The organism is Flavobacterium sp. (assembly GCF_024305175.1).
Classification (GTDB): Bacteria; Bacteroidota; Bacteroidia; order Flavobacteriales; family Flavobacteriaceae; genus Flavobacterium.
Genome location: NZ_JAMWYY010000081.1, coordinates 1 through 11,854 on the forward strand (window position 1 = coordinate 1; position 11,854 = coordinate 11,854).

The window sequence follows — 11,854 nt, forward strand, 5'->3', positions numbered from 1 at the left end:
TGCTTTTTCAGCACTGAAAATGTTATAATAAAAAAGAACCGCCTGTGGTAGGGCGGTTTAGTTAGGAATAATTTTTAAGAATATATAGTGTAGCGGACACTAACTTGTTATTGCTTTGCCTTTAACGCATCGCGAATTTCCATAAGTAGCTGCTCCTGTGCGCTTGGCCCGGGTGGCGAAGCAGGTTGCGGAGATTCTTTCTCTTTTTCCTTAGTTCTTGCATATACCCTTAATAACAGGAAGATGCAAAAACCTATAATGACAAAGTTTAATATAAGCTGGATAAAGTTACCATAATTAATACTTACCGCAGGTACGGCTGCAATGGTTTCTCCGTTAACTACCTGTTCCGGCTGTGCCTCTTGCAGGATTATTTTTAATTCGGTAAAATCTACCCCGTTAAGGGCAAGCCCGATAGGCGGCATTAATATATCATCCGTAAACGATTTTACAATAGAGCCAAAAGCGGTTGCCACAATTACGGCTGTTGCCAGGTTAATGATGTCGCCTTTCATCAAAAAGGCCTTAAAGTCTTTAAAGAATCCCATAAGCAGTCACATTTTAGGTTTTTGATTTGGTTAAACGCTAATTTACAAAATTTACCTTACTCTTTATAAAACACCCTCTTAACACGTTGCGAAATTCCTGTTAAAATCTCGTAAGGTATTGTGCCCAGCGCCTCTGCTATCTCTGTAACCGAAGGCTGTTTGCCAAAAACAATTACCCTGTCGCCTTCTTTGCAATCTATATTTGTAATGTTTACCATCATCATATCCATACAAATGCTGCCTGTAATAAATGCTTTTTTGCCGTTTATCATTACATAGCCTTTGCCGTTACCCCACGCACGCGGAATACCGTCGGCATAGCCAATGGGCAGAGTTGCGATACACGTTTTTTGTTCGGCCATAAAACGGCGGCTGTAGCCCACGCTTTCGCCGGCTTCTATTTCTTTAACCTGTAGTATTACCGTTTTTAAGGTACCGACGTTTTCAAGCTGCTTCAGCTCTTCAGGGTCGTTGCCCACGCCATACAACCCTATGCCCAACCTCACCATGTTGAATTGTGCTTCGGGATAATTATAAATACCGGAGGTGTTAAGTATGTGCCTTATGGGGTTTATTTGTAACTGCTGCATCAGCCTGCCCGACCATTGCTCAAAACGCGCTATCTGTTGCAGGGTAAAATCCCTGAACTGCGGATTGTCGCTTGCCGAAAGGTGGGAAAACAGGCTTTTAACTGAAATAAAATTGTTATTATGCAACAGCGCGATAAGCTCATCAAGCTGCGGTTCTTCAAACCCTAAACGATGCATGCCCGTATCAAGTTTTATATGAACGGGGTAGTTGCTCAGGTTTTTTTGCTGCGCCAGTGCAATAAACGCCTTTAGCTCTTTTACAGAATAAATCTCCGGTTCAAGGTTATAGGCAATCATAGCGTTAAAGGCAGAGTTCTCCGGGTTCATTACAATAACAGGGGTGGTAACGCCTGCATTACGCAGGGCAATGCCTTCGTCTGCAAAGGCTACACCCAGGTAATCTACTTTGTGGTGCGAAAGTGCCTTGGCAATTTCATAGCTGCCGCTGCCATAGCCAAATGCTTTAACCATAACCATAAGTCTGGTTTCGGGCTTTAGCCGCGAACGGTAAAAGTTAAGGTTGTGTATTACGGCATTCAGGTTTATCTCCAGTACGGTTTCATGTGTTTTTTCTTCCAGCAGTACCACTATTTCCTCAAACCTAAAACTGCGTGCGCCTTTTACCAGTATGGTTTCATCTTCAAATGTGTTGGGGTTGTACTGCGCTAAAAACTCCTGAGTGGTTCTAAACGGATAAAAATTAGGAAAATCTGCCAGTTGCCTGCTTATGGTTTCGCCAATACCGATAACCTTGCTTATGTTGTTGCCCCTAAGCAGGGCTGCAACTTTAGTGTAAAGCTCATCAGGTATAAACCCACTCTGAAAAACATCCGAGAGGATAACCGTTTTCTTTTTATGTGTTTTTTGCTGCTCTAAAAAGTCTAACGCTATTTTAAGCGACTGGTAGTCGGCGCTATAGCTGTCATCAATAATGGTGCAGTTGTTTATGCCGTTCTTAACCTGCAGCCTCAGCTCAACCGGGTAAATCCCTGCAAGCCTTTCTGAAATGGTTTGGCTGTTATACCCCAGGTGCAGCATTGCCATCATGCAGTTAATGGCATTTTCTACCGATGCATCATCCGCAAAAGGCAGGTTTATGCCGAATGTTTCATCTTTATGAGCTACAGTGAGTATATTGGCGCTTCGGTTAATGTTTACATCCGCATCGCCGTTATAGCTCCAGGTAAATGTTTTTATATGATGTAGGTGCTTTTGTATTGCCTCATTTTTTTGAAGGATAAGCACCTTGGCATTGGTAAACAGCCTAAGCTTTTCTGTTATCTTTTCTTCTCTGTTGTTAAAGCCTTCATCATGTGCTGCTCCTATGTTAGTAAGTATGCCAATATCGGGCTTTATAACAGTTTCCAGTTTCTCCATTTCGCCTGTGGTAGAAATACCCGCTTCAAAAATGCCGAGGTTGTGTTTTTCGTTTATACCTATTACCGAAAGCGGCACACCCACCTGCGAATTATAGCTCTTGGGGCTGCGGATGATATTATAATCGGGGCTAAGCAGGTAATTGAGCCATTCTTTTACAATGGTTTTGCCGTTACTGCCTGTTACAGCTATTACAGGAAAACGGAATAAGCCTCTGTAATATCCTGCAAAATCCTGAAGTGCTTTCAGGGTATTATCAACCACAAAAAAGTTGGCCCTGCCTTTTGTGCTTTCAGGCACAAAGTTTACCACAAAATTGGCTACGCCTTTTTCTATCAGTTCGGGTATATAGGTGTGCCCGTCGCGGTTATGTCCCTGCAATGCAAAAAACAGTGTGCCGGCATTATTTTGCAGCGACCTGCTGTCTATAGATACATTATCTATTGTGGCGTTTAGTGTAGTTAATTGTGTTGTTGCCGAAAGGGCTTCCTGTATTTGCTGTATGCCGATGCTCAAGGGTATAATGCTTTTTGTATTACTGTAAAAGTAAGAAATAAGTTTAATCTGCCTGTTTTTTAATAGGGCTAAAACATATTATGTTTTGTACTTTTGCCCCGGATAAGGCACCACATTATGAGCAGGATTATAGGGTCTTTTTACATGAAAAAAACAGAGGATGGTAACCTGCAGGGTGAGTACACCAACAATGAGCAGTTTACGGTTAGCACCGAAAACTCTGTTTTGCTCGTGGCAGGCCCTGAACCTTACCTGGGTGAATATGCCACTACCTGGCGCGAACCTGATAAAGTAATGCATGCAAGGCTTATTGTGAGCGCCATAAGCGCTAAAGATACCAATACCTATGCAAAATATAAACTGGTTTGGAGCGACCTTAACAATGTGCCCATTTATGAAGGAGAAGCTATTTTAGCCGAAGGCCTGCTAATCGGTCATTTTGTTTCGCTACCCTGATTTTCATCAATAGGCTTACTGCCATTTTTATCTTTTCCTTTTCCCTGCCCTTCGCGCATCGCCTTAAAGTAGGCAGCACGGCTAAGGGGTTCATATTCTTCTGTTTCGCCTAATAATACAAGATTATCATTGTTGGTTTTCCTGAAGCTGTAATTGGCAAGGTTGCCGGTGCGGGTGCAAACGGCATGTACTTTGGTAACATATTCGGCGGTAGCCATAAGTGCAGGCATAGGCCCAAAGGGGTTGCCTTTAAAATCCATATCCAGCCCGGCTACAATAACACGCACGCCGCTGTTGGCAAGGTCGTTGCAAACCGCTACAATTTCGTCGTCAAAAAACTGGGCTTCGTCTATGCCGATAACATCACAACCCTGCGCCAGTATGCGAATGTTTGCGGCGGCAGGAACGGGCGTTGACCGAATTTCATTGGCGTCGTGCGATATTACCTTTTCCTCATGGTAGCGGGTGTCTATCGCGGGCTTAAAAATTTCTACCTTCTGGCGTGCAAACTGCGCCCTTTTAAGGCGGCGTATCAGCTCTTCTGTCTTGCCCGAAAACATCGAGCCGCATATCACCTCAATCCACCCGAACTGCTCTTTATGGTTAACTGTATTTTCGAGAAACATTTTGTATTTTTCAGGCTGTAAAACAGAAATGTTTTCTGTTACTTTGTACGTAAACAAATTTATTAAAAATCTATTGCGCGACTCCGTTTAATCCTAAAAGTTATGAAGAAAAAGTTAGAAGCCGAATTAATTAGTATAGCACACAGGATATTAAAATTAAAGAACAGGTCAGAGCTTGAGCAGTTGCAGGAAGAAACCCTCAGGCTGTATGAAAAACTCTCGGTACTAAAATTTGTAGAAGATAATTTCAACGATGTAAAACCAACTATAGGCTATGCATCTGCCGAAGCAAAGCTGGAAGAAATTTACGGAGTAGAGCAGGCGCCAAAAGCTGAAACTGAAGGTGAGCCTGAAAATAAAACAGCGGAAAAAACCGAAGCCCCTGTAAAGGAGGAAGAAAAAGTGCAGCAACAGGAGGCTAAAGCAGAGGAAACGCAGCCACAGGAAACGGAACCCGAAAAGGAAGAAGTGCAGGAAGAAATAAATACTGCTGACGAAGCTGATGAAAAACCGGCGTTTGATTCGGGCGTGGAAGATGAAAAGGAGCAGCAGGAAGAAGAAACACAAAATGAAGATGCAGCAAAGCCGGAATTTGATTCAGGTGTAGCGGATGAGAAGGAAGAAGAACCAGCTAAAGAACCCGAGCATAAAATAGAGCTTGAAAAGCCTGTCGATGATGTAAAAGCGGAAGAAGAAGCCGTTAAAGAAGTATATGAGAAAGAGCAGGACAGCGCGCCTGAAATCGAAGAAAAGGCAGAGGATGCCGAAATAAAGACCATAGCTGCCGATAAAGGCACTGAAACAGAAAAATCGGATGTTGGGTTTGAGTTTGCCTTTGAGCGCAAGCCTGCACCCGAAACCCCTGTAAAGCAAAAAGAGATCTCGTTTGAGGATTTCCACGATTATAAAGAGCCCGAGTTTGTAAGGAAAGATGATGTAAAGGCCGAAACGCCTGTACCTGCCGAAACAAAAACTGAGGAAGACGACTGGCAGAACTGGGAGCCTAAAAAAGATGAACCTGCCAAAGAAGAACCCAGGCAGGAAGCACTGAAAGAAGAGCTGAAACCGGAGCCTGCAATACAGGAAGCACCAAAACAGGCTGCACCGCAACCGGCAGCAACGGCAGGGCAGCGTTCGCTTAACGATGCTTTTGGCAAAACCATAAACCTGGGGCTGAACGACCGTATTGCTTTTGAAAAGCACCTGTTTGGAGGCAGCGGAGAAGACCTTAACCGTGTGCTTTCACAACTGAATACCTTTGATAAATTCAGCGATGCCCGCGATTTTATAAACGACCTTGTAAAGCCCGACTATAATAACTGGAAGGATAAAGAAGAATATGAAGAGCGTTTTATGGCGCTGGTAGAGAAAAAATTTGATTAATGGGCAAACTGTATATCGTTCCCACGCCCATAGGCAACCTTGAGGATATGACCTTTCGCGCTATAAAGGTGCTAAAGGAAGCCGACCTGATACTGGCGGAAGACACGCGTACCAGCGGCAAGCTCATGAAGCATTTTGAGATTGCCACGCACATGCAGAGCCACCACATGCACAACGAGCATAAAACGGTAGAGGGCATTGTAAAGCGCATACAGGCAGGGGAGACTATCGCGCTGATATCGGATGCGGGAACGCCTGCCATATCCGACCCCGGGTTTTTGCTTACCCGCGCCTGTGTAGAAAATAATATACCGGTAGAGTGCCTGCCCGGCGCTACGGCCTTTGTGCCCGCGCTGGTTAACAGCGGGCTGCCCAACGATAAGTTTGTGTTTGAAGGCTTTTTGCCCGACAAAAAAGGAAGGCAAACCCGTTTCCTTGCCCTTGCCGAAGAACCGCGCACTATGGTGTTTTATGTGTCGCCGCACAAGCTGGTTAAAACACTGGCAGAGTTTGTACAGTATTTTGGCGAAGACCGCCCGGTATCGGTATCGCGCGAGCTGAGCAAGCTGCATGAAGAAACTGTTCGCGGTACTGCAAAAGAGGTTTTAACCCATTTTGAAGCCCACCCGCCCAAAGGGGAGATTGTAGCTGTGGTGGGAGGTAAGCCGGGGAGGTAAAGAAAATTAAATATGGAATATAATAGAGTACTTAGTTTGCTATCACGATTAAGTGATATGCCTTTGGATTTTCCACTGTACCAAAATGACAATCTTTTTTTTCCACAGTTTGTCGAGAAACTTTTGGATGATTATGTTGATATATTCAAAAATGAGTTTTTTAGCGAGATTGACGATATTTCAAAAGCAAAGCGCATGCTCACAAGAATTGAAGGTTTAAAGCAAACAATTGTCGATGTATTAAAATATTATTATAATGGAAATCTTCTGAGGGCAACACAGGTATTTCACGTAGGAATTAGCGAAATTTTCAGCACTAAAATTCCAAATAGCACACAAAAACTATCCATCAATAAAAGACTATACAGAGCTAGAGTTTGCAACTACAAAGCTTATCTTTCTAGAGAAGATATTTTCCATATTGGTTTTGAAAACAGACATTTAGTTTCGACAAGTAGATTCAGTATTCCAGGATTACCAGCTTTATATTTGTCCGATTCAACATACACTTGTTGGGAAGAATTTAGAAGGTACAAAATTAAAAAGCTATGGTTTTCTAAATTCAAAAATATCCGTCAGCTCAATGTGATTAAGCTAGAAAGAAAGAGTGATTTTATTAGAAGTATTCATCCTAACTATAGATATGATAATAAAATTGTTGAAAATGCTGAAGATTTGATTTATGATTATTTAGTTGTATTTCCAATTTCTCTTATATGTTCGATAAAAGTAAAAGTTGATGACGCCAGTTTTAAGCCTGAATATATTATTCCTCAACTTTTATTGCAATTTGTATCTAGTAAGAGAGGAATAGATGGTATAAAGTTCCCCTCCACCAAGGTTGACTACACCCGACTTCGTAATATCGAATCTTACAACTACATTTTTCCTGTTAAAAAGTCTTTAAACGCAGGTTTTTGTAGTGTCTTAAAAGATAGTTTTGAGTTAACGATTCCTACAAACTTAGAGAGAGAAGAAGTCGCTTCACATACATTTGCTGGAGAAACCCATAGTAAAATTTTTGGTGATCACAGGAGTATAACTTTGTTTGATGAACATTCCACAGGATATGGTGAAACAGCTTTTGGAAAGATTGAATATATTCTCAGTAGGAAAAGGTTAGCTAAAATTGGCTCTATAGAAAAGAGACTTTCGGAGTTTGATTTATAAATATCTTTTTCCCCATGAACGAAGACTACTACCTGTTTGCTGCGCTGGCCCTGGTGTGTGAGGTTATCGGTACGGTTTCCGGGTTTGGTTCGTCTATCTTGTTTGTGCCGGTGGCATCGCTTTTCTTCGATTTTAAAACGGTTTTGGGTATTACTGCGGTTTTTCATGTGTTTAGCAACCTTTCTAAAATTGCGCTGTTCCGTAAAGGCATAAACCGTAATGTTGCCTATAAGTTAGGCATACCTGCGGTTATATTTGTAATACTTGGGGCATGGCTCACTACCTTCCTGCCTTCAGGCGAGATAGAGCTTTTAATGAATATTATACTGGTGTTGCTCGCCGCTTACCTGATATTCAACTTCAATAAAACATTAAAGCAAACCGACGCCAACCTGTACATGGGGGGCACGGCATCAGGATTACTGGCAGGGTTAGTAGGCACCGGCGGAGCCATCCGCGGGCTTACACTTGCGGCGTTTAACCTGCCTAAAGAGGTATTTATTGCTACTTCTGCAATTATAGACCTGGGTGTCGATTTTAGCCGCGCGGTAGTTTATGTGGGTTATGGCTATTTTAAAAATGAGTACCTCGTGCTGATTCCGTTTTTAATAGGTATCAGTATATTGGGCAGCTACATTGGTAAACTCATCTTAAAACGCACATCCGAAAAAGTATTCCGGTACATTGTTTTAAGTGTTATTGTGGCTACGTCTATTTTTCAGGCAGTAAAGTATTTCACGACAGGCAGTAATAGCGCCGCCTGAAACCCGTAAAGTTTTTTATCTTCGCAATGCTAAAAGATTTTCATGCGCTGGACTCTCAAACCACAACCCGATACCCATAAAGTACAACACCTTGCCGAAGCCCTTACTGTAGATGCCGTTATTGCTTCGCTGCTGGTGCAGCGCGGGGTGGAAACCTTTGAGGAGGCACGAAAGTTTTTCCGCCCGTCGCTGGAAGACCTGCACGACCCCTACCTTATGCAGGATATGGATAAGGCGGTAAAGCGCATAGAGTCGGCAATAGCCAATGGTGAGAATATACTTGTGTTTGGCGATTATGATGTAGATGGCACTACAGCGGTTTCGCTGGTGTCATCTTACCTGCGCTCGTTTTACCCTAATGTCGCCACCTACATACCCGACCGCTATGCCGAAGGTTATGGGGTTTCTACTCAGGGAATAGATTATGCCGACGATAATGGCTGCTCCTTAATAATAGCGCTCGACTGCGGTATAAAATCGGTTGATAAAGTGGCTTATGCCAAAAGCAAGGGCATCGATTTTATCATCTGCGACCACCACCGCCCCGGCGATACCTTGCCCGAAGCTGTAGCGGTACTCGACCCAAAGCGTGATGACTGTAACTATCCGTATAAAGAGCTGTGTGGCTGCGGTGTCGGCTTTAAGCTGATACAGGCATTGGGTGCCAACCGTGGCGAAACTATAGCCGACCTTAACCCATACCTCGATCTTGTTGCCACTGCCATAGCTGCCGATATTGTACCCATAACTGGTGAAAACCGGGTGCTGGCAAAATTCGGGCTGGAGGTTATCAATACCCATCCGCGGCCGGGTATAAAGGCACTCATCCAAAACCTGAAGAAAAAAGATCTTACCATTAGTGATGTGGTATTTGTAGTAGCGCCGCGCATTAATGCGGCCGGACGTATTAAGCATGGCAACCATGCCGTTGAGCTGCTAACCGAAATGAATATAGCCCGGGCAGAGAAATTTGCATCGCAGATAGAAGAATATAATGCCGACCGCCGTGGGCTTGACAAGCAAATTACGGAAGAGGCCCTGCAACAGATAGAAGATAATAAAGACGAAAATCGTTACACTACTGTAGTGTATAATAAAAACTGGCACAAAGGTGTTATAGGCATAGTGGCGTCGCGCCTTACCGAAACCTACTACCGCCCCACGCTTGTGTTTACAAAAAGCGGCGACAGGCTGGCGGCTTCGGCACGCTCGGTGAAGAATTTTGATATTTATAATGCGCTCGATGCCTGTTCGGAGCATCTTGAGCAGTTTGGCGGGCACATGTATGCTGCCGGGCTAACACTTAAAGAAGAACAGTATGAAGGCTTCCGCACCCGTTTTGAGCAGGTAGTTATGGAAACTATCAATCCTGAGCTGCTTATTCCTGAAATAAGTATTGATGCCGAAATTAATTTTAATGATATTACCCCTAAATTCTGCCGCATATTAAAACAGTTTGAACCTTTTGGCCCCGGTAATATGACACCTGTTTTCTTAACCCGCACTATTAAGGACAGTGGTTATGGTAAAGAAATGGGTGCCGATGGCAGCCACCTGCGCCTGTTTGTAAAGCAGGATGAGAGTCCCGGTTTCCCGGCGGTGGGCTTTGGGCTGGCAGCCAAAAAAGAACTGGCCTGCAATGGCAATACATTTGATGCAGCTTACTCTATAGATGAAAACACCTGGAATGGTGAAACTACTTTGCAGTTGCGGTTAAGGGATATACGCTGCGAAGATTAGTTTAAAATGTATTTTTATTGGGCAATTTTCAAATCTTCAAATTTTCAAATTGACTTGTATTCTTTCAGTTCAAAAGTTTCTCCATCAAAAATACCATAGGTAAAATAGCCCACCCAGTCGCCTAAGTTTATATAGGTGGCGTTTTCGCCTATTTTAATCTGCATCGGCAAATGCCTGTGCCCGAATATAAAGTAGTCATAGTGTTTGGTTTCCAACTTGCGTTTACTGTATTGTACCAGCCACTCGTTTTCCTCGCCAAGAAATTTCACATCTGCATCACCTGATATTAGTTTATTTTTAACCGACAGGTATTGCGCAAGCCTTACACCAACGTCTGGGTGCAGCCATCTGAAAAGCCATTTAGAAAGCGGGTTGGTAAAAACTTTTTTCATCCGCTTGTAACCTTTATCGCCCGGCCCAAGGCCGTCACCATGCCCTATAAGGAAGCGTTTATTGTTAAAGGTAAATTCCTGCGGCCTATGATAAACAGGTATATCAAGTTCCTTTTCAAAATAATCATGCATCCACAGGTCGTGGTTACCCGTAAAAAAGTAAACAGGGATGCCGCTGTCCCTTATTTCGGCAAGTTTGCCAAGTACGCGAACAAATCCTTTAGGGACTACGGTTTTGTACTCGAACCAAAAATCGAACAGGTCGCCCAAAAGGAAAATAGCTTCTGCTTCATCTTTTATAGTGTCAAGCCACTTCACGAACTTTTTTTCCCGCGGAAAGCTAAGCTCCGGGGTAGGTGCTCCCAAATGTTGGTCGGATGCAAAGAATATTTTTTTGTTACTCATATATATGTGCCTGCTGCAAAGATAATAATGAAGGCAGGAGATGGATAAATAAACTTATAAAACTTAATTAAGTTATAGATTTTTATATTCATAACAAAACTACAAAATTTTGTTTTTTTTAGGCAAAAAGTGAAATATGTATAATTTATACACAAATTGATTAACATTTTTTCCTTAATTTTCGGTTCTTAAACATAAACTACTAAATATAAATGTCTATGAAAAAAATTACCTTGATGCTTTTCATGTCATTAATGTCATTCTGCGCTTTCGCACAATTGCCTCTTGAAGGCTTTGAAGGCACCTGGCCGCCTGCCGGCTGGGAGATATACAATAATGGCATTGGGCCGGCTGTTACCTGGGCGCAAAGCCAGGCAGGTAACGTCACCCAACCCCCTTATGCAGGTACGCACGCTGCTTACCTGAACAGGGAGAACGTTGCATCCGGCATACCGGAAGACTGGCTGGTTACACCAACTTTCCCTGTACCGGCAAACCCGCAACTACGCTTCTTCTCCAGGCTTACACAGGCGCTGGATGACGGATCGATCTACAGGGTGCTTATCACCACTAACACCGCTAACGCCGGTGTATTTGCTGATTATACGCTTGTTGAGGAATGGACAGAGCTGGAAATCAATCCGGTTCAGACTGTTTATAACGAAGTAGTGGTGCCTATCCCTGCAACATTTGTAGGCCAGAACGTGCGCATTGCCTTTGTTATGGCAGGCGACAACGGAGACCGCTGGCTGGTGGATAACGTATCTGTGGTATCACAGTGTGTCGATCCTTCCAACCTTGGGGCTAACAGCTTCGGGCTTACTACGGCTAACCTAACCTGGACCAACAACAGTGGCGCCACTTCATGGGAAATTGAGATACTGCCTGCGGCAGCCATCCCTACAGAAGTTGGTGTTGTTTATAACGGCGACTCACCTTATCCTGCAACAGGATTAACACAGGATACCGATTACAAATTCTACGTTCGTGCGCTTTGTGCCGATGGCGGAACAAGCGAATGGGTAGGCCCGTTCTTCTTTAGTACGGTGGCTTTGGGTGCAACCTGTAATGCCCCTATAAATATAGCTACACTGCCATACTCTACTACCAACAACACCTCAAACTTTGGTGATGACTACAGCGGAAGCCCAGGTGCATCAGGCTGTGGTAGTACAGCAGCTTACCTTAACGGTGATGATGTGGTATATTC

At 43.5% G+C, this 11,854-nt stretch carries 11 protein-coding genes; 7 read left to right on the forward strand and 4 right to left on the reverse strand.

The genetic code is table 11. The features are described 5' to 3' along the window. Positions 1 to 107: 107 nt before the first annotated feature. Together mscL and Q0K96_RS13960 are read right to left on the reverse strand one after the other, a co-directional pair. On the reverse strand, positions 108 to 548 hold the full coding sequence (gene mscL / locus Q0K96_RS13955) for a large-conductance mechanosensitive channel protein MscL (protein ID WP_297334595.1): 441 nt from the start codon (positions 546 to 548) through the stop codon (positions 108 to 110). A 56-nt stretch (positions 549 to 604) separates the two neighbouring features. After that, positions 605 to 3,019, reverse strand: a complete 2,415-nt coding sequence (locus tag Q0K96_RS13960; RefSeq protein WP_297334604.1) for a bifunctional UDP-N-acetylmuramoyl-tripeptide:D-alanyl-D-alanine ligase/alanine racemase — start codon at positions 3,017 to 3,019, stop codon at positions 605 to 607. A gap of 129 nt (positions 3,020 to 3,148) precedes the next feature. On the opposite strand from Q0K96_RS13960, the gene Q0K96_RS13965 reads away from it, so the two are divergent. Then, positions 3,149 to 3,487 (forward strand): hypothetical protein, encoded by a 339-nt coding sequence (locus tag Q0K96_RS13965; protein WP_223053608.1) that lies wholly within the window; start codon positions 3,149 to 3,151, stop codon positions 3,485 to 3,487. Here the strand turns inward: Q0K96_RS13965 and Q0K96_RS13970 are convergent. Then, the gene (locus tag Q0K96_RS13970) at positions 3,466 to 4,113 is read right to left on the reverse strand and encodes a thymidine kinase (protein ID WP_297334596.1); all 648 of its coding nucleotides are present in this window, start codon (positions 4,111 to 4,113) and stop codon (positions 3,466 to 3,468) included. The two genes, Q0K96_RS13965 and Q0K96_RS13970, sit on opposite strands and share 22 nt — an antisense overlap. A 102-nt stretch (positions 4,114 to 4,215) precedes the next feature. On the opposite strand from Q0K96_RS13970, the gene Q0K96_RS13975 reads away from it, so the two are divergent. From Q0K96_RS13975 to recJ, 5 genes are read left to right on the forward strand one after another with little or no spacing between them, the layout of a single operon-like run. Beyond that, positions 4,216 to 5,496, forward strand: coding sequence for a hypothetical protein (locus tag Q0K96_RS13975; protein WP_297334597.1), 1,281 nt, complete (start codon positions 4,216 to 4,218; stop codon positions 5,494 to 5,496). Then, positions 5,496 to 6,173: a 16S rRNA (cytidine(1402)-2'-O)-methyltransferase gene (rsmI, locus tag Q0K96_RS13980; protein WP_297334598.1), complete on the forward strand. Its 678-nt coding sequence runs from the start codon at positions 5,496 to 5,498 to the stop codon at positions 6,171 to 6,173. Before Q0K96_RS13975 ends, rsmI begins: the two co-directional genes overlap by 1 nt. 12 nt (positions 6,174 to 6,185) lie before the next feature. Beyond that, positions 6,186 to 7,343, forward strand: a complete 1,158-nt coding sequence (locus tag Q0K96_RS13985; RefSeq protein ID WP_297334599.1) for an RES domain-containing protein — start codon at positions 6,186 to 6,188, stop codon at positions 7,341 to 7,343. 14 nt (positions 7,344 to 7,357) lie between these two features. Continuing rightward, the gene (locus tag Q0K96_RS13990) at positions 7,358 to 8,107 is read left to right on the forward strand and encodes a sulfite exporter TauE/SafE family protein (protein WP_297334600.1); all 750 of its coding nucleotides are present in this window, start codon (positions 7,358 to 7,360) and stop codon (positions 8,105 to 8,107) included. A 42-nt stretch (positions 8,108 to 8,149) separates the two neighbouring features. After that, a complete protein-coding gene (gene recJ / locus Q0K96_RS13995; protein ID WP_297334601.1) occupies positions 8,150 to 9,847 on the forward strand; it encodes a single-stranded-DNA-specific exonuclease RecJ in 1,698 nt (565 codons plus the stop codon). A 44-nt stretch (positions 9,848 to 9,891) separates the two neighbouring features. Here the strand turns inward: recJ and Q0K96_RS14000 are convergent, their stop codons facing one another. Next, complete coding sequence (locus tag Q0K96_RS14000; RefSeq protein WP_297334602.1) at positions 9,892 to 10,644, reverse strand: UDP-2,3-diacylglucosamine diphosphatase; 753 nt, start codon at positions 10,642 to 10,644, stop codon at positions 9,892 to 9,894. Positions 10,645 to 10,862: 218 nt separating this feature from the next. On the opposite strand from Q0K96_RS14000, the gene Q0K96_RS14005 reads away from it, so the two are divergent. Further along, positions 10,863 to 11,854, forward strand: a 992-nt coding sequence (locus tag Q0K96_RS14005) for a choice-of-anchor J domain-containing protein (RefSeq protein ID WP_297334603.1), incomplete at its 3' end; no start/stop codon positions are given.